This window comes from Bradyrhizobium sp. G127 (genome assembly GCF_021502575.1).
GTDB lineage: Bacteria > Pseudomonadota > Alphaproteobacteria > Rhizobiales > Xanthobacteraceae > Afipia.
Window position 1 is genome coordinate 277,076 of record NZ_JAKFGN010000003.1, and the last position, 24,657, is coordinate 301,732.

The window sequence follows — 24,657 nt, forward strand, 5'->3', positions numbered from 1 at the left end:
GGGAAGAACGTCATGGCGTCGCACATCCTTGCTATCGATCAGGGCACGACATCCTCGCGCGCCATCGTGTTTCGGTCGGACATTTCCATCGCGGCGCAGGCGCAGCAGGAATTCCCGCAGCACTTTCCAGCGTCCGGCTGGGTCGAGCATGAGCCGGAAGACATCTGGGCCTCCACGGTTGCGACCTGCCGCGAGGCGATGCGCAAGGCGGATGTCAAAGCCTCGGGCATCGCCGCCATCGGCATCACCAACCAGCGCGAGACCACCGTGGTATGGGACCGCGCCACCGGGCGGGCGGTGCATCGCGCCGTCGTCTGGCAGGACCGGCGCACGGCGGAGATTTGCACGCGTCTGAAAGCCGACGGTCATGAGCCGCTTATTACGGCGCGGACCGGACTGATCGTCGACCCGTATTTCTCCGGCACCAAGGTGGCGTGGATTCTCGACCACGTCCCCGGCGCACGCGAACGCGCCGGGCGCGGCGAACTGCTGTTCGGCACGGTGGATTCCTATCTCTTGTGGCGGCTGACCGGCGGCAAGGTGCACGCCACCGACGCCACCAACGCCTCGCGCACCCTGCTGTTCGACATCCACAAGGGCGCGTGGGACGACGATCTGCTGAAGATCCTGCGCGTGCCGCGCTCGATGCTGCCGGAGGTGCGCGACTCCTCCGCCGATTTCGGTGAGACCATTCCGGACCTGTTCGGTGGCGCGATTTCGATTCGAGGGATCGCCGGCGACCAGCAGGCCGCGACCATCGGCCAGGCCTGCTTCACGCCGGGCATGATGAAGTCCACCTATGGCACCGGCTGCTTCGCGCTGCTCAACACCGGCACCACGGCCGTGGCCTCGAAGAACAAGCTGCTGACGACGATCGCCTATCAGTTGAACGGCCGGCGCACCTATGCGCTGGAAGGCTCGATCTTCGTTGCCGGCTCCGCCGTGCAGTGGCTGCGCGACGGCCTCGGCCTCATCAAGAGTGCTGGCGAGACCGGCCCGCTGGCGGAGGCCAACGACACCACGCAATCGGTCTATCTGGTGCCGGCCTTTGTCGGCCTCGGCGCGCCGTACTGGAATCCGCGCGTGCGCGGCGCGCTGTTCGGTCTGACCCGCAACACCGGCCCGGCCGAACTGGCGCATGCGGTGCTGGAAAGCGTCTGCTACCAGACCTACGACCTGTGGGCGGCGATGCGCGCCGACTGGCCGGAAGCCGCGAGCGCGAACACCGTGCTGCGCGTCGATGGCGGCATGACGGCATCGGACTGGACCATGCAGCGCCTGGCTGACCTGCTCAACGCGCCGGTGGACCGGCCGATGATTCAGGAAACCACTGCGGTGGGCGCAGCCTATCTCGCGGGCCTCGGAGCGGGCGTCTATCCAGAGCCCGCGCGCTTTGCGGATTCATGGCGGCTGGAGCATCGCTTCAAGCCGAACATGTCGGACGCCACCCGCACGCGGAAGCTCAAGGGCTGGGCGCAGGCGGTGAAGGGCGTGCTGGCGAGCGACCCCGGCGAGGAATAGGCGGAAAATCCAACAGCGGTTGAAGCGATTTATCCCGGTCGCGGTTGTGTCTTTTTAACGGCTTTGACCCAAAAGTTCCAGCGCCGCGAATCGCGGCGTGTCCTTGTCTGCCAGGAAAGTTCAGACAGACATTTTCAGGGAGCCGTCCTCATGCTGCATCGCCGTGCGTTCTGCACTTGCGCTTCACTCGCCCTCGTTTCATCACTCATGTCAGATCGCGCCCGGGCCGTGGATGCCGCCTGTGCGGTCATGACCCGCGACCGCCAGCACGCCATCACTCCGGACGAAGCGCTGGCGCGCCTCAAGGCCGGCAACGAGCGCTTCATCGACGGCAAGACCATCAATTGCGATCTGATCCAGCAGGCCAAGGAAACCGCGAAGTCGCAGGCCCCGTTCGCGGCCATTGTCGGCTGCATGGATTCGCGCGTGCCGCCCGAGCTTGTCTTCGATCAGCGGATCGGCGACGTCTTCTGCACCCGGGTGGCGGGCAATTTCATCAACACGGATTTCCTCGGCAGCCTGGAATATGCGGCCAAGGTCGCGGGCGCGCGGGCCATTGTGGTGCTCGGACACAGCGATTGCGGCGCCGTCAAGGGCGCGATTGATCATGTCAAGCTGGGCAATCTGACGGCGACGCTTGCTCATATCGAGCCGGCGGTGAAGGCGAGTAAGGCTGGCGGAGAACGCACCTCGAAAAACGCCGCCTTCGTCCAGGCCGTGGCCGAAACCAATGTGAAGATGGGCGTCGCCGCGCTGACGGCGAAAAGCCCCGTGCTCAAGGATCTTGTCAAGGCGGGCCAGCTCCGCATCGTTGGCGCGATGCATGATCTCGCGACCGGGTGCGTCAGCTTCATGGCGTAAGTCACGGAAAATGACGGCCGGGAAAAACCCGGCCGCCACGATCTTCACTTTGGCCTTTACTGGCAGATCACCTGCTGGTTGCCCACGCGCGTGATCGAACCCGGACGGCAGGTGAAACCGTTGCGGGCGTCGTAGTTCGCGGAGGCCGGAATCGCGATACCGTTATACGAGTACTCGCCGACGTAGCCCGGATCGTTCCATCCGCCCGCATTCATTGAAGCGTAGGACGCGCCATAGCGGTGGCGGTTGCCGTAGGGATAGCCGCCTGCGTCGCTGTAGCGGCTGCCATAGGAATAGCGGTCGTTGCTGTAGGCCGGGCCTCCGAATGGCGCGGTCGCAATCGCGCCCGCGGTGCCGACCGCAGCCCCCGCGATCGCGCCAGCCGTGCCGACGGCGCCGCCGACCACATCCGCCGGCCAGAAGCCGCTGCTGCGGTTGTTCCAGTCGTCGCGGTCATTCCAGCGGTCGGTGGTGCGCGTGTATCCTGCGTCGCGGGTCTGCATGCGCGCACTTGTCTTCATGTGCTTCGACTTGTAGGCCTTGGCATGGATGCCGGAGCGAGGCTGCAGCGCGTCCTGCGCGAGGGCCGGGGTTGCAACCAGCGCGGTCACAGCCGCTGCTGCGGCGAGGAATGTCACCTTTTTCATGTTGGCTCCTTTTTGAGGTGGGACGTTGCGGCGCACCAACGCATCATTCCCGGCGCCGTTCCGGGTTCCCCTCCAATTGGAGTCACGCATGCGTGAGGGCGGTTCCGTAGACACCCACGCCTGGCTTCAGCAGATTTGATGTGAATATGACTGTATCCCGCTCGGCCCCCGCGAAAGCGGGGATCGAGAGCAGAGACGAATGCACGCTTGCGCGGGAATGAGCGGAGAACGAAACCTGATGGTGATTAGTTCGCACTGACTTCCGCGCGCGGTTTCATGGCGAGCCGCATATGCATGGCGCAGCCGCAGCCGGGCGGATGTTTCGCCAGCGGCAGCGTCGCGACATCGTCATCTGCTTCGGGCGGCATGTCGCGCGACGGAATGTAGTTGAGAATCGGCGCCAGCCAGCGCTCGACTTCCGCAACGCTCATGCCCTTGCGCTCGGCATAATCCTCGACCTGATCCTGCTCGATCTTGCCGACGCCGAAGTAATAGCTCTCCGGGTGGCTGAAATAGAGTCCGGAGACCGACGAGCCCGGCCACATCGCAAAGCTCTCGGTCAGCGTCACGCCGGCGGTGCGCTCGGCGTCGAGCAACTTGAACAGCGTCGCCTTCTCGGTGTGGTCCGGCTGCGCCGGATAGCCCGGCGCGGGGCGGATGCCGGCATATTCCTCGAGGATCAAGGCGTCGGGCGCCAGCGTCTCGTCTGGCGCGTAGCCCCAGAATTCCTTGCGCACGCGCTGATGCATTCTTTCAGCGAAAGCCTCGGCGAGGCGGTCTGCCAGTGCCTTGACGAGGATGGAGGAGTAATCGTCGTTGGCGTTTTTGAAACGGTCCGCGACCACGTCCTCGCCGATGCCGGCGGTGACGACGAACATGCCGATGTAATCCGGCACGCCGCTGCTGACGGGCGCGATAAAGTCCGACAGCGCGACATTCTTGCGCCCTTCGCGCTTCTCAAGCTGCTGCCGCAATGTGTGCAGTGTGGTCAGCGGCTTGGTGCGCGCCTCGTCGCTGTAGAGCACGATGTCGTCGCCCTCGGCATTCGCCGGCCAGAAGCCGATGGTGGCGCGGGCCTTGAACCAGTTCTCCTTGATGATCCGGTCCAGCATCTTGCGCGCATCGTCATAGAGCGCGCGCGCGGCCTCGCCGACCTTCGGGTCGTCGAGAATGGCCGGGAAGCGCCCGGTCAGTTCCCAAGTCTGGAAGAACGGCGTCCAGTCGATGTACTGCGCCAGTTCTTCCAGCGAATAGCTGTCGAAGCTCTTGATGCCGATGAAAGCGGGCTTTGCCGGCGCGGTCTTGCTCCAGTCGATCTTCAGCGCGTTGGCGCGTGCGGTTTCCAGCTTGAGCCGCTTCTTGTCCTGCTGCGCCTTGAAATGCGCGTTCGAGATTTTCGCGTAATCGGCGCGCACTTCGCGGGCGTACTCCTCGCATCTATCCGCGGACAGCAGCGAAGAGGCGACGCCGACCGCGCGGCTGGCGTCGTTGACATGCACCACCGGGCCGCGCTTGTAAGCGGGATCGATCTTCACGGCGGTATGCACGCGGCTGGTGGTCGCGCCACCGATCAGCAGTGGAATGTCGAGGCCCTGACGCTCCAGCTCGGAGGCGAGAAACACCATTTCATCCAGCGACGGCGTGATCAGACCGGAGAGACCGATGATGTCGGCCTGTTCGGCCTTCGCCGTCTCGATGATCTTGGCGGCGGGCACCATGACGCCGAGATCGACCACTTCGAAATTGTTGCACTGGAGCACGATGCCGACGATGTTCTTGCCGATGTCGTGGACGTCGCCCTTGACGGTGGCGAGCACGATCTTGCCGGCGGAGTTGCGTCCGTCGCCGACAATGCCGTTGGCTTTGTTGCGCGCCTTTTCCTCTTCCATGAACGGCATCAGGTAGGCGACCGCCTGCTTCATCACGCGGGCGGACTTCACCACTTGCGGCAGGAACATCTTGCCGTCGCCGAACAGGTCGCCGACGATGTTCATGCCCGCCATCAGCGGACCCTCGATCACGTTGAGCGGCCGCTCCACGGTGAGCCGCGCGGCTTCGGTGTCGGCATCGATATATTCGGTGATGCCATTGACCAGCGCGTGGCTCAGACGTTTCTCGACCGGCCATTCGCGCCAGGCGAGTTCCTGTTCCTTGACTTGCTTGCCCTGGCCGCGGAATTTCTCCGCAAGCTCCAGCAGCCGTTCCGGCGCGCCGGGGTCGCGGTTGAGGATGACGTCCTCGCAGACCGCGCGCAGTTCGGGATCGATATCATCGTAGATCACCATCTGCCCGGCATTGACGATGCCCATGTCCATGCCGGCCTTGATGGCGTGATACAGGAACACCGAATGCATCGCCTCGCGCACCGGCTCATTGCCGCGGAACGAGAACGACAGGTTGGAGACGCCGCCGGAAATATGAGCGTGCGGCAGGTTCTGGCGGATCCAGCGTGTGGCCTCGATGAAATCGACGCCGTAGTTGTTATGCTCTTCGAGACCCGTCGCGATGGCAAAGATGTTCGGATCGAAAATGATATCCTGCGGCGGGAAGTTCAGCTTCTCGACGAGGAGATCGTAGGCGCGCTTGCAGATTTCGATCTTGCGCTCATAGGTATCAGCCTGTCCAACCTCGTCGAACGCCATCACCACCACGGCCGCGCCATGACGCCGCGCGATGGTCGCTTCATGGATGAATTTCTCCTCGCCCTCTTTCATCGAGATCGAGTTGACGATTGGCTTGCCCTGCACGCATTTCAGGCCTGCCTCGATCACGTCGAACTTCGAGGAGTCCACCATCACCGGCACGCGGGCAATGTCCGGCTCCGAGGCGACGAGATTGAGGAAGTCGATCATCGCCTGCTTGGAGTCGAGCAGGCCTTCGTCCATGTTGACGTCGATGACCTGCGCGCCGTTCTCCACCTGATCGCGCGCCACCTGGAGCGCGGCGGTGTAGTCGCCTTCCTTGATGAGCTTGCGGAAGCGCGCCGAGCCGGTGACGTTGGTGCGTTCGCCGACATTGACGAACGGAATGTCGGAGGTCAGCGAGAACGGTTCGAGGCCGGACAGCCGCAGCAGCGGCGCAATCTCGGGAACGATGCGCGGCTTGTGCGGCGCGCAGGCTTCCGCAATCGCCTTGATGTGTGCCGGCGTGGTGCCGCAGCAGCCGCCGACCACGTTGACGAGGCCGGCCTGTGCGAATTCGCCGACCAGTCGCGCCATGTATTCCGGCGTCTCGTCGTACTGGCCGAATTCATTGGGCAGGCCCGCGTTCGGATAAGCGCACACGAGTGTATCCGCGACCCGGCCGATATCGGCGATATGCGCGCGCAGGTCTTCCGCGCCGAGCGCGCAGTTGAAGCCGATGGTGATCGGGCTGGCGTGCTGCACCGAATACCAGAAAGCTTCCGGCAACTGGCCCGACAGAAGGCGGCCGGACTTGTCGGTGATCGTGCCAGAGATCATCACCGGCACATAAATCCCGCGCGCCTCGGAGATTTCCGAGATGGCGTAGAGCGCAGCCTTGGCGTTCAGCGTGTCGAAGATGGTTTCGACCAGCAGCAAATCCGCACCGCCGTCGAGCAGGCCGTTGATCTGCTCGCTATAGGCGATGCGCAGGTCGTCGAACGTCACCGCGCGGTAGCCGGGATTGCCGACGTCCGGCGAGATTGAGGCGGTGCGGTTGGTAGGTCCCAGCGCGCCTGCAACGAAGCGCGGCTTGCCGTCGGTGGCTTCCGCGCGTTGTGCGGCGTTGCGCGCCAGCTTCGCGCCTTCGAGATTCATCTCGTAGGCGATGGTGGTGAGGTCGTAGTCGGCCTGCGCGATGGAGGTCGAGGAGAACGTGTTGGTCGCGACGATGTCCGCGCCCGCCGCGAGATAGGCGAAGTGAATGTCCTCGATGGCCTGCGGCTGGGTGAGGATCAGCAGGTCGTTGTTGCCGCGCAGGTCGCGGTGAAAATCCTTGAAGCGTTCGCCGCGGAACGCCGCCTCGTCGAACTGCAGGCCCTGGATCATGGTGCCCATCGCGCCGTCGAGCACGAGGATGCGTTCACGGGCAAGCGCGCGGAAACGGTCGGCGGTCGGGGAGGTCTTCACAGTCATGGGATCACGCAGCTTTCTGCGCACCGTTCGGGCGAATGCCCAGCAGGTGGCTGATGGCGAACACAAGATCCGCACGGTTCATCGTATAAAAATGAAAATTCTCGACGCCCTGCTTGGCGAGCTTCTGCACTTGCCCCGCGGCGACGGTCGCGGCCACGAGGCGGCGCGTATCGGCGTCGTCGTCGAGTCCGTCGAACTTGGCCTCGAGCCAGTCGGGAATAGTCGCGCCGGCGCGGGTCGCAAAATTCTTCGCCAGCTTGAAATTCTGCACCGGCAAAATCCCCGGCACGATCGGAATATTGATTCCCGCCGCGCGCACGCGGTCGAGATAGCGATAGTAGAGATCGTTGTCGAAGAAGAATTGCGTGATCGCGCGTGTGGCGCCGGCATCGACCTTGGCTTTCAGCGCGTCGATGTCGGCTTCGAAGCTGGCGCTCTCCGGATGCTTCTCAGGATAGGCCGAGACGCTGACTTCCACGTCGGGGTGGTTGCGCTTGATGCTGGCGACGAGATCGGAGGATTGATGATAGCCGTCCGGATGCGCCGCGTACTTGGTGCCGATGCCGCTGGTCGGGTCGCCGCGCAACGCCACGATATGGCGGACGCCGACCTCATGATAGCGCGCGACCACCTCGTCGATGTCGGCTTTCGTCGCAGCGACGCAGGTGAGATGGGCGGCGGGCGTGAGTTTTGTTTCAGAGAGAATGCGCGCGATGGTCGAATGGGTGCGCTCGCGGGTCGAGCCGCCCGCGCCATAGGTCACCGAAACGAAGTTCGGCGCCAGCGGGGCGAGCCGGTTGACGACCTCCCACAGGTTGCGCTCCATCTCCTCGGTCTTGGGCGGAAAGAACTCGAAGGAAATCGCCGGAGGTTTGTGTGCTTCGCTCGTCACGCTTCTCAACTCCACATTTTGGCGGCGATGCGCAGGCCGGATCGGCAGCGGCTTCGCGATCCGGCGCGCCTCCCTTTTGCCTTTTCGGTCAGAGTTCGACACCATTTCGCCATTGCCGCTCAAAATAAGGGAAAACCCCGCCTTCCAACAGCCCATCATGGCCGGATTTGCCGTGGGAAATTGCCCATTTATTCTGAGTAATCAGCAGATTATAGTTTGACGTATGGGACTTGTGTTAGGAGCAGCCGCAGAGAAAAGCCCATAACTGGCAGTAATCCGATGATTTAGTATAGATTCGCCCGCGCGAGTGTGGGCAAACTATCCGCGTCGGACCAAGTATGTGGTTTATCTGCCCACTGACCACCGCAGCCATTGGCGGGGAGGTATGTGCGCCGACACTTTGTCAGGCGGGTGCGAGCCACTAGCTTGGCCAAATGATCCCGCTTTCCGTCCTCGACCTTTCGGTCGTCACCACCGGCACGCCGCCTGCTCAGTCGCTGCGCAACAGCATCGATCTGGCGAAGCATGCCGATCAACTCGGCTACACCCGCTACTGGCTGGCCGAGCACCACAGCCTCGCGTCGGTCGCGTCTCCCGCGCCCGAGATCATGATCGGCCGGATCGCCGCGGCGACGCAGCGGATTCGCGTCGGCTCCGGCGGCGTGATGCTGCCGAACCATGCGCCGCTGATGGTCGCCGAACGGTTCAAGATGCTGGAGGCGCTGTTTCCCGGCCGCATCGATCTCGGCCTCGGCCGCGCGCCGGGCACCGATCAGACTACGATGCATGCGCTGCGTCAGCGTTTCGATCAGCGCGGCGGCGACGATTTCATCGAGCGGCTGATCGAACTGACGCTGTGGGAGACGCGCGAGTTTCCGCCGAACCATCCCTATCACAACGTCTTCGCGATGCCGAACGATACCGTATTGCCGCCGATCTGGCTGCTGGGATCGAGCGACTACAGCGCGCAACTGTCCGCGCAGATCGGCATGGGCTTCGCATTCGCGCATCATTTTGCCTCGCATGACGCGGCGGATGCGATGATTCATTATCGCGCGCATTTCAAGCCGTCGCGATGGCGTGAGACGCCATATGCCATTCTGGCCATTGCCGTGATCATGGCCGAGACCGACGAGGAGGCCGACCGGCTGGCGTCGTCGGCGGATTTGAATCGGCTGCTGCGCGACCGCGGCCAGTACAAGCCGCTTCCGAGCATCGACGAAGCGCAAGCTTATCCTTACACCGACGCCGAGCGCGCCAGCATCGCGCGCAACCGCTCGCGGCTGTTCGTCGGGTCGGAGCAGACGGTGATGGAAAAGATCACGCCGCTGATTGCGGACTGCAAGGCCGACGAGGTGATGGTGATCACGGCAACCTACGACCACGAGGCGCGCAAGCGTTCCTACAGTCTGCTCGCGGAGGCCTTCGGAATCGACCGGCAGGCGGCGGCCTGAGCAGGCACTGCGACACGCGTTTGGTTGATATTATCGCTCCAGACTAGGGAGTATCGCGCGGCGGAAGCATGCGCACCAGCGTGCGATCACGAAAGACGAAATGATGGAGCAGTGCCGCGAGCGCATGGAAGCATGCGAGAATGACCAGCGCGTTCGCCGTGACTTCGTGAACCTCTTTCACTGAACGGGCGAATGCACGGTCCGCGACCCAGGGGGAAGCGATTTCACCCAGGCCGAACAATGGCAGACTGTCTCCCCTCGCAAACTGGAGCGCAATGCCGGTAATCGGAACGGCGACAAGCAGCGCATACAATGCGTAGTGTGCAATTCGCGCCGCTGGATCGGACCAGCGCCCCATCCATGTGCTGAACTTCGTCGGTTCTGGCGCCGGCGTGTGGGTCATGCGCCATGGCACGCGCACAATCGAAATGACAAGGATCGCAAGGCCCACCGAAATATGGACGAACAGTCCAGCCGCCTGCCCAGCGCCCTTGGGCAAGACGTCATCGAATGTGCCGAGGGCCCACGCGATTGCGACCAGCAGCACCGTGAGCCAGTGCAGCACCTGTGCTGTCGGACTATATCGGTAAGCCAATCTGTCCTGCGGCATGAGCAACATCCTTTAGTGTGATGCTACGCTTCGCAAAGAATTAATGCTTGATGTGCGTCAAGCGTGGCTTGTTTCTCTGCGCTATCTTTGCAACTGATACGCAATAGTGCCGGATACAAGAATGCGCCCGCTCCATCGTGAATCGCATTTCATCGCACGCATCGGCTGGCTCCGCGCAGCGGTGCTGGGCGCAAATGACGGCATTATTTCAACGGCGAGCCTCGTCGTTGGTGTCGCCGCTGCATCCAATTCGTCAAGCGAAGTGATGGTGGCGGGCGTGGCTGCTCTGGTCGCGGGCGCCACGTCGATGGCGGCGGGCGAATACGTTTCGGTCAGTTCGCAAGCCGACACGGAATCGGCGGACTTGGCAAAGGAACGCCGTGAACTCGCGGAACAGCCTGAGTCGGAGCTGGACGAGTTGACGAATATTTATGTCGACAGAGGTCTCACGCCTTCGTTGGCGCGAGAGGTCGCAGTACAACTGACCGCGAAGGATGTGTTTGCCACTCATGCGCGCGACGAACTCGGCCTCTCCGCCCATGTTGTTGCCCGTCCTGTGCAGGCCGCGCTCACCTCGGCTGCTACATTTGCCGCCGGGGCTGCACTGCCGCTGGTCATGGCGGTGGTGTCGCCACCATCGCGGATTCCGTGGATCGTATCCGGCGGCTCACTCATCGCGCTCGCGCTTCTCGGTGCGATCGGCGCCCGGACGGGAGGCGCGGGAATTTTCAGGCCGATGCTGCGGGTCGTGTTCTGGGGCGCGGTCGCCATGGGCGCGACAGCCGCCATTGGCCGTCTTGTCGGCCATGCCGTGTAGGATTGGTACGATACAGGCGAAGACCAGATCGTCTCACTCGGCCTTTTCGCTGAACGCCACGCGGAACGGGTGCGCCGGATAGACGCCGACGATCCGCAGTTCTTTCGAGAAGAACTGTAATTCCTCCAGCGCGAAGGCGAGGTTGCGGTCGTCGGGATGGCCGTCGACATCGGCATAGAACTGCGTGGCGAAGAAGTTGCCTTCCACCATGTAGCTTTCCAGCTTGGTCATGTTGACGCCGTTGGTGGCGAAGCCGCCCAGCGCCTTGTAGAGCGCCGCCGGCAGGTTGCGCACGCGAAACACAAACGTCGTCACCAGCGGGCCGGAGCCCTGTGCGGCCCAGAGCTGTTCGCGCGCCAGGATAACGAAGCGCGTAGTATTGTGGCTCTCGTCCTCGATGTCCTCGGCCAGAATATCGAGGCCGTAGATGTCGGCGGCGAGCCGCGAGGCAATCGCCGCGCAACTCTTGTCGCCGCGGTCGGCGACGATGCGCGCCGCGCCCGCGGTGTCGCCGGCGACAATTGGCCTGATGCCGAGCTTGCGGATGATGCGGCGGCACTGTCCGATGGCGTGAACGTGGCTCTCGACGGTCTTGATGTCGTCGAGCTTGGCGCCGCGCGGTCCCATCAGTTGATGGCGGATCGGCAGGAACCACTCACCGACGATGAACAGGTTCGACTGCGGCAGCAGGTGATGAATGTCGGCGACGCGGCCGGCCACCGAATTCTCGATCGGGATCATGCCCAACGCGGCTTCTCCCGACGAGATCGCCGCAAGCGCGTCCTCGAAGGTGGCGCAGGGCAACGGCGTCGCATCGGGAAACGCTTCCGCGATCGCGATATGCGAGTTCGCTCCGGGTTCGCCCTGAAAGGCGATCTTGATCGGTGTGGTCATGGTGCCTTGCCTGCCAGCATCTGCTGAGCGGTCTCGAGATCGTGAGGCGTATCGACGCCCAGCGGGACGGTGTCAACCACCGTAACATCGATCCGCATGCCGGCTTCCAGCGCCCGCAACTGTTCGAGCTTCTCGCGCGTCTCCAGCGGGGAGGGTGGCAGTGCCACGAATCGCGCCAGCGCGGACCGGCGATAGGCATAAAGCCCGATGTGATGATAGCGCGGGCCGTCGCCGTAAGGGGCGGTCACCCGGGTGAAATACAGTGCCCGCAGACGGGTGGCGCTCAGCTGCGATCCGACAATTTTCACCACGTTAGGATTGGTGTGTTCCTCGTCTCTGGCGATCACGGCGGCCAGCGTGGCGATGTCGACGCTCGCGTCATCGAGAGGAGCTAGAACCGCGCGAATATCGCCGGGCGCGATGGTGGGCAGGTCACCCTGCACGTTGATGACAGTGTCGATCTGGCCTGACGGGTCGAGCGCCTGAAGCGCTTCGAAGATCCGGTCGGAGCCGGAAGGGTGATCAGCACGGGTCATGACGGCCTCGCCGCCGTGATCGGTCACGGCGCGGGCGATTTCCGGCGCATCGGTGGCGACGATCACCCGGCCGATGCGTGCGGATTCCGCGCGGCGCAGCACATGGACGATCATCGGCAGGCCGGCGATGTCCAGCAGCGGCTTTCCCGGCAGGCGGGTGGCGGCCATGCGGGCGGGAATCAGCACCAGAGCGCGTTTTTCGGTCATGGATGGCAAGGGCTCGGACAGCCGGAAGGATGAGGAATGACGGGACTTTTCAAGGGGTCGCGCGTTTATACGGGTTGCCAGAAGGCAGGCAAACCGTTATCTCGATCCCGCTGCCTGTATTGCGTTGCACGCCTGTTCCCGGTAGCAAATCCATGGCCGCCTGGCGCGGTCCAACATCTCGACTTTCCGGCTCGGGGCCTGATCGAAAATGGACTCCTTCGAACTCAACAAGATCATGGGCGCAGTGCTCGGCACCTGCCTCGTTCTGCTTGCGACCAACATGGCTGCCAGTGCGATTTTCTCGCCGAAGACGCCGGAAAAGCCGGGTTTTGAAATTGCGGTGAAGGAAGCGGAAGGCACCGGTGGGGCTGCCGCTGCTGCAGCGCCTGCCGAGCCGATCGAAAAGCTGCTTCAGACCGCTTCGGTCGAAAAGGGCGCTGCCGCCGCCAAGAAGTGCGCCTCCTGCCATACGTTCGAGAAGAGCGGCCCGAACAAGGTCGGTCCGAACCTTTACGGCATCGTCGGCGACGAGGTCGGCCATGGCCGCGGCGGGTTCAACTTCTCCGCTGCCATGAAGGCCAAGGGCGGCAAGTGGACTTATGATGACCTCAACAAGTTCATCACCAACCCGAAGGGCGCCGTCCCCGGCACGGCGATGGGCTTTGCCGGCATCCAGAAGGACAGCGAGCGCGCTGACCTGATCGCCTATCTGCGCACCCTCGCGGATACGCCGGTGCCGCTGCCGACGGCGAGCAAGTAACGCGTCCTGCGCGTGACAGAAATTTAATCCCAAACGGCCAGGTTCGCCTGGCCGTTTTGCGTTGCAATTGCTGTCGTTTTCGGTCGGGACGTTTGGCCGCAAAGAAGTCGCGGCAACAGGCTGGCATCACATCCAAAAACCGACATAATCGGTCGGGACGTTGCCTCGACGCCCCTTTTTCGATCTGCAACAGGGACTTTCAATTGAGCATTTCCCGCCGCCGTATTCTCCAGAGCGGAGCTTTTGTTGCAGCGGCCCCGATGCTGAAGGCCGCGGGCCTCGATGCCGTCGGATCTGCGCAGGCCCAGCCGGCGCCGGCATGGCGTCATGCGCTGTCGCTATTCGGCGACATCAAGTATCCCGCCGATTTCAAGCGTTTCGATTACGTCAATCCAGATGCACCGAAAGGCGGACTGGCGCGGCAGATTTCCATCGGCACGTTCGACAACTTCAACATCGCGGTCGCCGGTGTGAAGGGCAACATCGCGCCTGCGGTGGGTCTGCTCTACGAGACGTTGATGGCGCGGTCGCAGGACGAGGCGACGACTCAGTACGGTCTTCTGGCCGAGTCGGTGTCGCATCCGGACGATCATTCGTGGGTGATCTATCGCCTGCGCAAGGAGGCGCGCTGGAATGACGGCAAGCCGGTGACGCCGGAAGATGTGTTGTTCTCGATGGAGTCGCTGAAGAAATACAGCCCGATGTATTCGTCTTACTACAAGCATGTGGTGAAGGCGGAGAAAGTCGGTCCGCACGATATCAAGTTCACCTTCGACGCGCCGGGCAATCGCGAATTGCCGACCATTGTCGGCGAACTGACGGTGCTGCCGAAGCACTGGTGGGAAGGTACCGACAGTGAAGGCCGCAAGCGCGACATCGGCGCGACCACGCTGGAGAAACCGCTCGGCTCCGGTCCCTACGCTATCAAGGAATTCGTCGCCGGTCGCTCCGTTACCCTGGAGCGGGTGAAGAACTATTGGGGCGAGAAAACTCCGACGCGGATCGGCCAGAACAATTTCGACGAACTGCGTTACGAATTCTTCCGCGACACCACGGTGTCGCTCGAGGCCTTCAAGGCCGACCAGGCCGACTGGATCATCGAGTCCTCCGCGAAGAACTGGGCGACGGCCTACGATTTCCCGGCGGTCACCGAGAAGCGCGTGGTGCTCGAGGAATTCCCGATCAACGATTCCGGACGGATGCAGGGCTTCGCCTTCAACATCCGTCGCCCGCTGTTCGCGGACAAGCGCGTGCGCCGGGCCTTCAACTATGCATTCGACTTCGAGGAAATGAACAAGCAATTGTTCTATGGCCAGTACAAGCGCATCAATAGCTACTTCGAAGGCACTGAACTGGCGAGCTCGGGCATCCCTCAAGGCAGGGAGTTCGAGATTCTGAAAGAAGTCTACGGCGAGATTCCGCCGGAGGTGATCGCCAAACCCTATGAAAATCCGGTCGGCGGTGATCCCGAGAAGGTGCGCGAGAACCGGCGTCAGTCGACCCGCTTGCTGAAAGAGGCCGGTTACGAGGTCCGCGACCAGAAGCTGGTGGACAAGGAGGGCAAGCAGGTCTCGGTGGAGTTTCTGGTCTCGAACCCGCCCGCCGAGCGCATCGTTCTGTTCTACAAACCCTCGCTCGAACGCCTCGGCATCAATGTGACGGTCCGTACCGTCGACGACGCGCAATACCAGAACCGCCTGCGCAACTTCGACTACGACATCATCACTGATGTCTGGGGCCAGTCGCTGTCACCCGGCAACGAGCAGCGCGATTTCTGGGGCTCGCAGTCCGCCGACGTACCAGGATCGCGCAACAGCATCGGCATCAAGAATCCGGTGGTGGACAAGCTGATCGACAAGATCATTTTTGCCGACAACCGCGAGACGCTGGTAGCGGCGACCAAGGCGCTCGATCGCGTCTTGCTGTGGCACTATTACGTGGTGCCGCAATTCACCTACGGCTTCATGCGATACGCACGCTGGGATCGCTTCAGCCACGCGCCGCTGCCGAAATATGCCCGGTCCGGTCTGCCCTCGTTGTGGTGGTTCGACAAGGACAAGGCCGACAAGATCGGCAGGCGTTCTTGACCGGGCTTTCGCGGCGACGGGTTCTTGTTCTTGGCGGCAGCGCGATGGCGGCGGCGTGGGCGCAGCCGGTGCTGGCCGCAGGCGAAGGCGTTGATGGCGTTCCCGATTCACACGGCATGTCCGCGTTCGGTGACCTGAAATATCCGGCGGATTTTCGTCAGTTCGACTATGTCAATGCCGCCGCGCCGAAGGGCGGCGTGTTCTCGACGATCCCGTCGGTGCGCGCCTACAACACCTCATTCCAGACCTTCAATTCGCTCAACAGTTTCATCCTCCGGGGCGATGGTGCTGCCGGGATGGACCAAACGTTTGCGTCGCTGATGGTCCGGGCCGCCGACGAGCCGGACGCAATGTACGGTCTTGTCGCGCGCTCCGTGAAGGTCTCACCGGACAAGCTGACGTATCGATTTACCTTGCGGCCGGAAGCGAAATTCCACGACGGCAGCAGGCTGACAGCACAGGATGCTGCGTTTTCCCTGAATATCCTGAAAGCGAAGGGCCATCCCATCATTCAGCAGCAATTGCGCGACATGGTGAAGGCCGAAGCCAACGACGACGCGACGCTGACGGTGACGTTTGCGGAAAAGCGCGGCCGCGATGTGCCGCTCTATGCCGCCGGATTGCCGATCTTCTCCAAGGCCTATTATGACAAGAAGCCGTTCGACGAATCCACCCTCGAGATTCCGCTCGGCTCCGGGCCTTACAAGGTGGGGCGCTTCGAGGCTGGGCGTTATATCGAGTATGATCGCGTCAAGGACTGGTGGGCGAAGGATCTGCCGGTGTCGCGCGGCGCATTCAACTTCGACGCCGTGCGCTACGAGTTCTATCGCGACCGTGACGTCGCGTTTGAAGGCTTCACTGGTCGCAACTATCTCTATCGCGAGGAGTTCACGGCGCGCATCTGGAACACGCGCTACGATTTCCCCGCCATCAAGGACGGCCGGGTTAAACAGGAGATTTTGCCCGACGACACGCCGTCGGGCGCGCAGGGCTGGTTTCTCAACATGCGGCGGGCGCAGTTCAAGGACCCGCGCGTGCGCGAGGCGCTGATCCAGGCGTTTGATTTCGAATGGACCAACAAGACCATCATGTACGGCGCCTATGCGCGCACGGTCTCGCCATTCCAGAACTCCGATCTGATGGCGACCGGCGCGCCGTCACCGGAGGAACTCAAGCTGCTTGAGCCGTTCCGCGGTCAGGTGCCGGACGAAGTGTTCGGTGCGCCGTTCCTGCCGCCGGTGTCCGACGGTTCGGGGCAGGACCGCACGCTGCTGCGCAAGGCGTCGCAACTGCTGCTCGATGCGGGATGTCTGATCAAGGACGGCAAGCGCCGGCTGCCCAATGGCGATCCTTTCAGAATCGAATTCCTGCTCGATGAGCCGGCGTTTCAGGCCCATCACGCGCCCTATATCAAGAACCTTGGCGTGCTCGGCATCGATGCCAGCGTGCGGCTGGTCGATCCGGTGCAGTATCGCGCGCGCCTCGATGATTTCGATTTCGATCTCGCGATCCAGCGCTTCAGCATGTCGTCCACGCCGGGCGATGCGATGCGGACGTTCTTTTCGTCGCAGGTTGCCGACATCAAGGGCTCGCAGAACCTGTCGGGTATCAAGAGCCCGGCGCTCGATGCGCTGATCGAGCGCATCATCGCCGCGAATGACCGCGACGAGTTGCGCATTGCCTGCCGGGCTTTCGACCGCGTGTTCCGCGCGGGCCGCTATTGGGTGCCGCAATGGTATTCGGCCAGCCACCGCATTGCCTATTGGGATGTCTTCGCCCATCCTCCGACCATCCCGCGCTATGCGGGCAGCGTCGGCGTGCCGGATCTCTGGTGGATCGACGAGGCCAAGGCGAAGAAGCCTGAGCAGGCCAAGCCTGAACAAACCAAGCCCGGACAGGCGAAGTAAATCATGAGCGCGTATATCGCCCGCCGCATCCTTTTGATGATTCCCACGCTGCTGGGCATTCTGTTCGTGTCCTTCGTGGTGGTGCAGTTTGCACCCGGCGGGCCGGTGGAACGGGTGATTGCGCAATTGTCCGGCTCGGATACCGGCGCCAGCTCGCGCATCTCGGGATCGTCCGGCGGCGATTTTGCTTCGCGCCCGCAGGCCGGCGCGTCGGCCGATGCCGTCAGTTCGAAATATCGCGGCGCGCAGGGTCTCGATCCAGATTTCGTGAAGAGCCTTGAAAAGCAGTTCGGCTTCGACAAGCCCGCGCCCGAGCGCTTCGCGCTGATGCTGTGGAATTTCGCGCAGTTCGATTTCGGCAAGAGCTATTTCCGCGATGTCAGCGTGATCCAGCTCATCAAGGAGAAGCTGCCAGTCTCGATGTCGCTCGGCATCTGGATGACGCTTCTGACGTATCTGATCTCGATTCCGCTCGGCATCCGCAAGGCCATGCATGACGGCTCTAAGTTCGACGTCTGGACCTCTGGCATCATCATCATCGGCTTTGCAATTCCAGGTTTCCTGTTCGCAATCTTGCTCATCATCCTGTTCGCGGGCGGATCGTTCTTCGACATCTTCCCGCTGAGGGGACTGACGTCCGACGGCTGGTCGACGTTTCCATGGTATTGGAAGATCATCGACTATTTCTGGCATATCACGCTGCCGCTGATCTCGATGGCGCTCGGCGCGTTCGCCACCATGACGCTGCTGACTAAGAACTCGTTCCTCGACGAAATTCGCAAGCAATACGTGATGACCGCGCGCGCCAAGGGCTGCAGCGAGACGCAGGTGCTGTATGGCCACATCTTTCGCAACGCGATGCTGATTGTGATCGCCGGATTCCCGAGTGCGTTTATTCACGCGTTCTTCTCCGGCTCGCTGCTGATCGAAACCATCTTCTCGCTCGACGGTCTCGGTCTTCTTGGATTTGAAAGCGTGCTGAATCGCGATTATCCGGTGGTGTTCGGCACGCTGTTTATCTTCTCGCTGGTCGGTCTTGTGGTCAATCTGATCTCGGATCTCGCCTATATGTGGATCGATCCGCGGATCGATTTCGAGGCGCGCGAAGTATGACGATCGCACCTATTCCGCCGGTCGAAGCTACGTCGCAGACGCCGCTGGGCGAGGCGGTGCCGCCGTCGCGACATCCGCTGCGCCTGTCGCCGCTTAACCAGCGGCGCTGGCGCAATTTCAAATCCAACCGCCGGGGCTACTGGTCGTTCTGGATTTTCTCGTTTCTGTTTCTTATCTCGCTTTTTGCGGAATTGATTGCCAATGATCGCCCGTTTCTGATCAAGTTCGACGGCAAGTTGTATTTCCCGGCTTTCATCAATTACTCGGAGACGACATTCGGCGGCGATTTCGAGACCTCCGCGGACTACCGCGATCCCTACCTGCAAAAGCTGATCGCCGAGAAGAACGGCACCATTGTTTGGCCGCTGATCCGCTACTCTTACGATACGCATAATCTCGACCTGCCGACGCCCGCGCCCTCGAAGCCGACATGGATGCTGACGGAAGCGCAATGCAAGCCGGTGGTCGAGAAGAAGGGCCTCAAGAGTTGCCGTGATCTCGAATACAACTGGCTTGGCACCGATGATCAGGGCCGCGACGTGGTCGCGCGGCTGATCTACGGCTTCCGCATCTCGGTGCTGTTCGGCCTCGCGCTGACGATCATTTCATCGGTGGTCGGCATCGCCGCCGGCGGCATCCAGGGTTATTTCGGCGGCTGGGTCGATCTCCTGTTCCAGCGCTTTATCGAGGTCTGGACCGCGATTCCGTCGCTCTATCTGCTGCTGATCCTGTCGTCGGTGCTGGTGCCGGGCTTCTTCGTACTGCTCGGAATCCTGCTGTTGTTCTCGTGGGTGTCGCTGGTCGGCCTGGTGCGCGCGGAATTCCTGCGCGGGCGCAATTTCGAATACATTCAGGCCGCGCGCGCGCTCGGCGTCTCCAACGGCACCATCATGTTCCGCCATCTGCTGCCCAATGCGATGGTGGCGACCATGACCTTCCTGCCGTTCATCGTGTCGTCTTCGGTGATGACGCTGACCGCTCTGGATTTTCTCGGCTTCGGTCTGCCGCCCGGTTCGCCGTCACTCGGTGAGTTGCTGTCGCAGGGCAAGTCCAATGTGCAGGCGCCGTGGCTCGGATTCACCGGCTTCTTCTCGGTGGCGATCATGCTGTCGCTTCTGATCTTCATCGGCGAGGGCGTGCGCGACGCCTTCGATCCGCGCAAGACGTTCAGGTGAGGGTGAGCATGTTGGATGCAATCAACCAGCCCTTGCTCGATGTGCGCGATCTGTCGGTAGCTTTCCGCCAAGCCGGTAGTGAGAGCCTGGCCGTCGATCATGTTTCTTTCTCGATCGATCGCGGGCAGTGCGTAGCGCTGGTCGGCGAATCCGGCTCCGGAAAATCGGTCAGCGCGCTGTCTGTGCTGAAGCTGCTGCCATATCCCACGGCGTTTCATCCTTCAGGCGGCATCCGCTTCAAGGGGCAGGAACTGCTCGGCATGAGCGAGAACGAGATGCGCGGCATTCGCGGCAACGACATCTCGATCATCTTTCAGGAGCCGATGACCTCGCTCAATCCGCTGCACACGATCGAGGCGCAGATCGGCGAGGTGATCCATCTGCACAGCGGCGTGCGCGGGGCGATGGCGCGTGCGCGGATTCTCGAACTGCTGACGCAGGTCGGCATTCCCGAGCCCGAAACGCGGCTCGCCAGCTATCCGCACCAGTTGTCCGGCGGCCAGCGGCAGCGGGTGATGATTGCGATGGCGCTTGCCAACGAGCCGGACCTCCTGATCGCCGACGAGCCGACCACCGCGCTCGACGTCACGGTGCAGGCGCAGATCCTGAAACTGCTCGGCGAAATTCGCGAGCGGCTCGGCATGAGCATGCTGTTCATCACCCACGATCTCGGCATCGTGCGGCGCATCGCCGACAAGGTCTGCGTCATGAACAACGGCAAGATCGTCGAGCAGGGACCGGTCGAGCAGGTGTTCACCGCCGCGCAGCATCCCTACACGAAAGCGCTGCTGGCGGCGGAGCCGAAACCGGATCCCGCGCCGCCGCGTCCCGATGCGCCCGTGGTGATCTCGTCGGATGATCTCAAGGTCTGGTTTCCGATCAAGCGCGGCCTGCTGCGCAAGACCGTTGGGCACATCAAGGCGGTGGACGGCGTCAGCGTGTCGGTGCGTCAGGGTGAAACGCTCGGCGTCGTCGGCGAATCCGGCTCGGGCAAGACCACGCTGGGGCTGGCGCTGCTGCGGCTGATTTCCTCGAATGGGCCGATCGTGTTTCTCGGCAATGACATTCAGGGGTTGAACTTCAAGCAAATGCGGCCGATCCGCCGCGACATGCAGATCGTGTTTCAGGATCCGTTTGGCGCGCTTAGCCCGCGCATGTCGGTGGGCGACATCGTCGCCGAGGGGCTGGGCGTGCATCAGCCGTCGCTGAACGAGGAGGAGCGCGAGGCGCGTGTCGTCAAGGCGCTGAAGGAGGTCGGCCTCGATCCGGCGACGCGCTTCCGCTATCCGCATGAATTCTCCGGCGGCCAGCGCCAGCGTATCTCGATCGCACGCGCCGTGGTGCTGGAGCCGAATTTCGTGGTGCTGGACGAGCCGACCAGCGCGCTCGACATGCTGTTCCAGGCGCAGATGGTGGATCTGCTACGCGACCTGCAACGCAAGCGCGACCTGACCTATATGTTCATCTCGCACGACCTGCGCGTCGTGGCCTCGTTGGCGAGCAACCTGATCGTCATGCGGCATGGCAAAGTGGTGGAGCAGGGCGCAGCGGCGGAACTGTTCAGGAATCCGAAGACCGATTACACCCGCGCCCTGTTCGCGGCGGCGTTCAACATTGAGGCCGCGCCGAACATCGTGCCGGAGATGTGATTGCCATGTTTCTCTCCTCGTCATTGCGAGGAGCGCTTGCGACGAAGCAATTCAACCCTCTGGACCAAGACCGGATTGCTTCGCTTCGCTCGCAATGACGGTGTGAATGGCGCGTGCTAGGGAAGACGCCGACATCTAGAACCGCCTGATGCTGCTGACGTCGCTCCCCGCAGCCTTGATCCTTTCAATAGCGGGCTGTGTCGGTTCGATCGCCGTCGCCATGTGATGCGCATTGGCGTGAACGATGCTGTCGCTATCGCGCACGATCGCCACATGGCCTTTCCAGAACATCAGGTCGCCGCGCTTGAGGTCATGCCATTGCGCGGACGGCAGCGCCGTTCCCAATGCGGCTTCCTGCATGTCACTGTCGCGCGGCGCCTTGATCCCGGCGGCGGCGAGCGAGACCTGCACCAGTCCTGAACAATCGATGCCGAGTCCGGACTTGCCGCCCCACAGATAGGGCGTCCCAATGAAGCGTTCCGCAACCGCGACGAAATCCGTCTCTACCATATCGAGCGGAGCCACATGCTGCGCGGGCAGATAATGCCGCTGGCGGGTCATGGCGAAACCGTTATCGATCTTGATGATCTCGACGCGCGCGCCGAGCGGCAGACTCTCGGCCGGCGGCAGTTTGATCGACGGTCCGGGGAAAGCGAAGGTACGCAGCGCGGTCACTTTATGAGTGAGCGTGCTGCGCGGCTGCACCAGCGCATGGTCCGGCAGCCAGCCGACATAACCGTCGGATTGTAACTGGCCCCACGCCCAGCCTTCCGCGTCGCGATCGTAGATCGTGACGCGCTCCCCCTTAAGCGCTTCGGTCTCAAGTGCTGCATCATGCGACGGATCGCGCCGCACCGGTGCGATCGGGTCGAACACCTCGAACTCGATACCTTCGACAAACTGCGCCGCGTTCACCTGGCCTACGAGATGTCTCGCGGCGAGGTCCGGGCGAGCGGGCGTCAGCCTTGGATCGAATTTCCGATCAGCCATAACGCTCGCTCAGGAGCTTGTAGATCGCGCGCGCGGCCTGGCATTCGCCGCCTTCGGGCCGCGCTGGCTTTGCTGTCGGCGTCCAGCCATAAATATCGACATGCAGCCAGCTCTTCGCGTGTTCGACGAAGCGTTTCAGGAACAGCGCACAGGTGATCGATCCTGCGAATGCGCCGCCGGGGGCGTTGTTGAGGTCGGCGGTCTTGGAGTCGAGCCACTTGTCGTAAGGCATCCACAGCGGCATCCGCCACAGCGGATCGTTCTCGGCGCGGGCATGGCGGGCGACATCGGCCGCGAGTGCCTCATCATCGGTATAGAACGGCGGCAGGTCCGGCCCCAGCGCCACGCGTGCCGCTCCCGTCAGTGTGCCGAGATCGATCAGCAGGTCGGGCTTTTCTTCATCGGCGAGCGCGAGCGCATCGGCCAGAACAAGGCGTCCTTCGGCATCTGTGTTGCCGATCTCGACGCTTACGCCTTTGCGTGATTTGAAAATATCGAGCGGGCGGAAAGCATTTCCCGCCACTGCATTCTCGACGGCAGGAATGAGAACGCGCAGACGAACTTTCAGCTTCGCATCCATGATCATCTGCGCCAGCGCCAGTACATTGGCCGCGCCGCCCATATCCTTCTTCATGATCAGCATGCCGCTTGATGGCTTCAGATCGAGGCCGCCGGTGTCGAAGCACACGCCCTTGCCGACCAGCGCGACCTTAGGATGCTTCGGATCGCCCCATGTGAATTCGATCAGGCGCGGTGCACGAGTGGACGCCATGCCGACGGCGTGGATCAGCGGAAAATTTCCGGCCAGCAGTTCGTCGCCGACGATGGAGATGAAACTGGCGCCATATCTTTCCGCCAGCGCACGCGCAGCCTGTTCGAGTTCCTCCGGTCCCATGTCGTTCGACGGTGTGTTGATCAGGTCGCGCGCCAGGGTGGCGGCATCCGCCATGCGCGTGATCTCCGCCATGTCGACGCCATCGGGCGGAACCAGCTTTGCTCCGGGCGCATCGTTCTTTTTGTAGCGGCCGAAGCGGTAAGTGCCGAGCGCGAAGGCCAGCACCGCGAGACGCGCGTCGTGGGGCGCGTTGGCGAAATTGTAAGTGCCAGCAGGCAACAGGCCGGGCAATTGTCCGGGCCGGAACATGTCGCGCCACTCGCTGGCCTGATCCTCGATGCCGAACACGACATGGGCGAGCGATCCGTCCTGCGCCGGCAGCGCGAGATACTGGCCGGGCTTCGCGGTGAAGGCGTTCGCCTTGGCGAACTGCCGGGCTGCGGCCGGAAGCGTCGCGCTAAGGTCCTCCCAAGTCGACTTGGTGGCGAAGGTGATGGGAATGGCGGCGGCGGAATTCTGGAAGGCTGGATGCATGGATTTCCCGGACGGGTGCGTGACAGGTGGCCACTATAGCAGCGCCGCAGCGCCCGGCAGCAGCTTCAAGACAATGTTTTTACGCGTCTTTTGATTGCAATTTGGGCCGGTCCGGAGCCGTCGGCGGCCGGGCGGTTAACCAGCCATTAGGGTTAACAGTCTATTGCTGAAGGCCTCCGGCTTCGCCAAACCTCGATTAGCGAGTCCTAGTGCCATGCGTCATTCGTCCGCTTTCTCCCGTTATCTGGGATCCGTCGCCTACGCGGCCATTCTGGCCGTCGGCCTTGCAGGATGCCAGACTGTCGCGAGTTCGCCGGACGTGACCGGATCGGTCAATGCGCGGGCCGAGGCTGATCCGAACGGACGCTCGCGGGCCGACATAGACGCTCTGGGCGAGCGCTATCGCGCCAACCCGCGCGACGCTGCCGTCGCCCTTCAATACGGTCAATCACTGCGGCAGAACGGACAGCGCCAGCAGGCTGTCGCGGTACTGGAGCAGGCGACCATCGTCAATGCCGGCAACAAGCAATTGCTGGCGGCTTATGGCCGCGCGCTAGCAGACAACGGAAACTTTCAGCAGGCCTTCGATATCCTCTCACGCGCCCATTCTCCCGCGAATCCGGACTGGCGCATCCTGTCGGTCCAGGGCACCACGCTCGATCAGCAGGGCAAGCATGAGGATGCGAGGCGCTATTACGCCAGTGCGCTGAAGATCGCTCCCGAAGAGCCATCGGTGTTGTCCAATCTCGGCATGTCCTATGTCCTGTCCAAGGATCTGCCCAAGGCCGAACAGGTTTTGCGCAGGGCTTACCAGCGCGGCGCGTCCGATGCCCGTGTTCGTCAGAATCTGGCGTTGGCCATCGGGCTGCAAGGCCGTTTCGCCGAGGCCGAGGCTATTGTGAAGGCGGATCTGCCGCCCGATCAGGCCGAAGCCAATGTTGCCTATCTGAAGCAAATGCTTGGCGACGGCCGCGGGCCGAAGACGACGGCAGCAGCGGAGTCCGGCCGGTCCTAGAGTCGCAGGCAATTTGAGTTGAACCCGCTCCGCTCATTCCCGCGAAGGCGGGGACG

Annotated in this window: 19 protein-coding genes; 11 read left to right on the plus strand and 8 right to left on the minus strand. The window is 62.5% G+C overall.

Translation table 11 applies throughout. The annotated features are described in order from the left end of the window. Positions 1–12: 12 nt before the first annotated feature. Positions 13–1,521: a glycerol kinase GlpK gene (gene glpK / locus LVY71_RS20870; RefSeq protein WP_235101853.1), complete on the plus strand. Its 1,509-nt coding sequence runs from the start codon at positions 13–15 to the stop codon at positions 1,519–1,521. 150 nt (positions 1,522–1,671) lie between these two features. Further along, positions 1,672–2,382 (plus strand): carbonic anhydrase family protein, encoded by a 711-nt coding sequence (locus LVY71_RS20875; protein ID WP_283842559.1) that lies wholly within the window; start codon positions 1,672–1,674, stop codon positions 2,380–2,382. A 56-nt stretch (positions 2,383–2,438) separates the two neighbouring features. Here the strand turns inward: LVY71_RS20875 and LVY71_RS20880 are convergent, their stop codons facing one another. The 3 genes from LVY71_RS20880 to metF all read right to left on the minus strand — a co-directional run bounded on the left by LVY71_RS20880 (position 2,439) and on the right by metF (position 8,018). Continuing rightward, complete coding sequence (locus tag LVY71_RS20880; protein WP_235101855.1) at positions 2,439–3,029, minus strand: hypothetical protein; 591 nt, start codon at positions 3,027–3,029, stop codon at positions 2,439–2,441. 245 nt (positions 3,030–3,274) lie between these two features. After that, positions 3,275–7,126 (minus strand): methionine synthase, encoded by a 3,852-nt coding sequence (metH, locus tag LVY71_RS20885; RefSeq protein ID WP_235101856.1) that lies wholly within the window; start codon positions 7,124–7,126, stop codon positions 3,275–3,277. A gap of 4 nt (positions 7,127–7,130) precedes the next feature. Continuing rightward, positions 7,131–8,018: a methylenetetrahydrofolate reductase [NAD(P)H] gene (gene metF / locus LVY71_RS20890; protein ID WP_235101857.1), complete on the minus strand. Its 888-nt coding sequence runs from the start codon at positions 8,016–8,018 to the stop codon at positions 7,131–7,133. Between the two features lie 434 nt (positions 8,019–8,452). Between metF and LVY71_RS20895 the strand changes: the two genes are divergently transcribed. Continuing rightward, the gene (locus tag LVY71_RS20895) at positions 8,453–9,472 is read left to right on the plus strand and encodes an LLM class flavin-dependent oxidoreductase (protein ID WP_235101858.1); all 1,020 of its coding nucleotides are present in this window, start codon (positions 8,453–8,455) and stop codon (positions 9,470–9,472) included. A 43-nt stretch (positions 9,473–9,515) separates the two neighbouring features. On the opposite strand, the gene LVY71_RS20900 is transcribed toward LVY71_RS20895, so the two are convergent. Then, entirely contained in the window at positions 9,516–10,082 is a 567-nt protein-coding gene (locus tag LVY71_RS20900; protein WP_235101859.1) for a cytochrome b, read from the minus strand. Positions 10,083–10,203: 121 nt separating this feature from the next. On the opposite strand from LVY71_RS20900, the gene LVY71_RS20905 reads away from it, so the two are divergent. Next, entirely contained in the window at positions 10,204–10,899 is a 696-nt protein-coding gene (locus tag LVY71_RS20905) for a VIT1/CCC1 transporter family protein (RefSeq protein WP_235101860.1), read from the plus strand. A gap of 33 nt (positions 10,900–10,932) precedes the next feature. Here the strand turns inward: LVY71_RS20905 and LVY71_RS20910 are convergent, their stop codons facing one another. Next, on the minus strand, positions 10,933–11,793 hold the full coding sequence (locus LVY71_RS20910; protein WP_235101861.1) for a prephenate dehydratase: 861 nt from the start codon (positions 11,791–11,793) through the stop codon (positions 10,933–10,935). Beyond that, positions 11,790–12,536, minus strand: coding sequence for a 3-deoxy-manno-octulosonate cytidylyltransferase (locus tag LVY71_RS20915; protein ID WP_235101862.1), 747 nt, complete (start codon positions 12,534–12,536; stop codon positions 11,790–11,792). The genes LVY71_RS20910 and LVY71_RS20915 overlap by 4 nt, the downstream gene beginning before the upstream one ends. Positions 12,537–12,744: 208 nt before the next feature. Here LVY71_RS20915 and LVY71_RS20920 point away from each other — a divergent pair, with 208 nt between their 5' ends. From LVY71_RS20920 to LVY71_RS20945, 6 genes are all read left to right on the plus strand, one after another. After that, a complete protein-coding gene (locus LVY71_RS20920; protein WP_235101863.1) occupies positions 12,745–13,296 on the plus strand; it encodes a c-type cytochrome in 552 nt (183 codons plus the stop codon). Between the two features lie 260 nt (positions 13,297–13,556). Beyond that, positions 13,557–15,383 carry an extracellular solute-binding protein gene (locus LVY71_RS20925; protein WP_502797614.1) on the plus strand — a complete coding sequence of 609 codons (1,827 nt, stop codon included), beginning with the start codon at positions 13,557–13,559 and terminating at the stop codon, positions 15,381–15,383. Further along, the gene (locus LVY71_RS20930) at positions 15,380–17,290 is read left to right on the plus strand and encodes an extracellular solute-binding protein (RefSeq protein WP_235101865.1); all 1,911 of its coding nucleotides are present in this window, start codon (positions 15,380–15,382) and stop codon (positions 17,288–17,290) included. Before LVY71_RS20925 ends, LVY71_RS20930 begins: the two co-directional genes overlap by 4 nt. Before the next feature lie 3 nt (positions 17,291–17,293). Continuing rightward, positions 17,294–18,403 carry a microcin C ABC transporter permease YejB gene (locus LVY71_RS20935; RefSeq protein ID WP_235101866.1) on the plus strand — a complete coding sequence of 370 codons (1,110 nt, stop codon included), beginning with the start codon at positions 17,294–17,296 and terminating at the stop codon, positions 18,401–18,403. Further along, positions 18,400–19,578, plus strand: coding sequence for an ABC transporter permease (locus LVY71_RS20940; RefSeq protein WP_235101867.1), 1,179 nt, complete (start codon positions 18,400–18,402; stop codon positions 19,576–19,578). Before LVY71_RS20935 ends, LVY71_RS20940 begins: the two co-directional genes overlap by 4 nt. Positions 19,579–19,589: 11 nt before the next feature. Beyond that, the gene (locus tag LVY71_RS20945) at positions 19,590–21,227 is read left to right on the plus strand and encodes an ABC transporter ATP-binding protein (RefSeq protein WP_235102193.1); all 1,638 of its coding nucleotides are present in this window, start codon (positions 19,590–19,592) and stop codon (positions 21,225–21,227) included. Positions 21,228–21,362: 135 nt separating this feature from the next. Here LVY71_RS20945 and LVY71_RS20950 read toward each other — a convergent pair whose 3' ends face one another. Both LVY71_RS20950 and LVY71_RS20955 read right to left on the minus strand, forming a co-directional pair. After that, positions 21,363–22,217 (minus strand): C40 family peptidase, encoded by an 855-nt coding sequence (locus LVY71_RS20950; protein ID WP_235101868.1) that lies wholly within the window; start codon positions 22,215–22,217, stop codon positions 21,363–21,365. Next, a complete protein-coding gene (locus tag LVY71_RS20955; protein ID WP_235101869.1) occupies positions 22,210–23,586 on the minus strand; it encodes a leucyl aminopeptidase family protein in 1,377 nt (458 codons plus the stop codon). Before LVY71_RS20955 ends, LVY71_RS20950 begins: the two co-directional genes overlap by 8 nt. Before the next feature lie 214 nt (positions 23,587–23,800). Here LVY71_RS20955 and LVY71_RS20960 point away from each other — a divergent pair, with 214 nt between their 5' ends. After that, positions 23,801–24,601: a tetratricopeptide repeat protein gene (locus tag LVY71_RS20960; RefSeq protein WP_235101870.1), complete on the plus strand. Its 801-nt coding sequence runs from the start codon at positions 23,801–23,803 to the stop codon at positions 24,599–24,601. Positions 24,602–24,657 lie beyond the last annotated feature (56 nt).

Coding starts and splice junctions, on each gene's coding strand:
- glpK (WP_235101853.1), top strand. CDS start 13: ATGGCGTCGCACATCCTTGCTATCGATCAGGGCACGACATCCTCGCGC.
- LVY71_RS20875 (WP_283842559.1), top strand. CDS start 1,672: ATGCTGCATCGCCGTGCGTTCTGCACTTGCGCTTCACTCGCCCTCGTT.
- LVY71_RS20880 (WP_235101855.1), bottom strand. CDS start 3,029: ATGAAAAAGGTGACATTCCTCGCCGCAGCAGCGGCTGTGACCGCGCTG.
- metH (WP_235101856.1), bottom strand. CDS start 7,126: ATGACTGTGAAGACCTCCCCGACCGCCGACCGTTTCCGCGCGCTTGCC.
- LVY71_RS20895 (WP_235101858.1), top strand. CDS start 8,453: ATGATCCCGCTTTCCGTCCTCGACCTTTCGGTCGTCACCACCGGCACG.
- LVY71_RS20900 (WP_235101859.1), bottom strand. CDS start 10,082: ATGCCGCAGGACAGATTGGCTTACCGATATAGTCCGACAGCACAGGTG.
- LVY71_RS20905 (WP_235101860.1), top strand. CDS start 10,204: ATGCGCCCGCTCCATCGTGAATCGCATTTCATCGCACGCATCGGCTGG.
- LVY71_RS20910 (WP_235101861.1), bottom strand. CDS start 11,793: ATGACCACACCGATCAAGATCGCCTTTCAGGGCGAACCCGGAGCGAAC.
- LVY71_RS20915 (WP_235101862.1), bottom strand. CDS start 12,536: ATGACCGAAAAACGCGCTCTGGTGCTGATTCCCGCCCGCATGGCCGCC.
- LVY71_RS20920 (WP_235101863.1), top strand. CDS start 12,745: ATGGACTCCTTCGAACTCAACAAGATCATGGGCGCAGTGCTCGGCACC.
- LVY71_RS20925 (WP_502797614.1), top strand. CDS start 13,557: ATGCTGAAGGCCGCGGGCCTCGATGCCGTCGGATCTGCGCAGGCCCAG.
- LVY71_RS20935 (WP_235101866.1), top strand. CDS start 17,294: ATGAGCGCGTATATCGCCCGCCGCATCCTTTTGATGATTCCCACGCTG.
- LVY71_RS20940 (WP_235101867.1), top strand. CDS start 18,400: ATGACGATCGCACCTATTCCGCCGGTCGAAGCTACGTCGCAGACGCCG.
- LVY71_RS20950 (WP_235101868.1), bottom strand. CDS start 22,217: ATGGCTGATCGGAAATTCGATCCAAGGCTGACGCCCGCTCGCCCGGAC.
- LVY71_RS20955 (WP_235101869.1), bottom strand. CDS start 23,586: ATGCATCCAGCCTTCCAGAATTCCGCCGCCGCCATTCCCATCACCTTC.
- LVY71_RS20960 (WP_235101870.1), top strand. CDS start 23,801: ATGCGTCATTCGTCCGCTTTCTCCCGTTATCTGGGATCCGTCGCCTAC.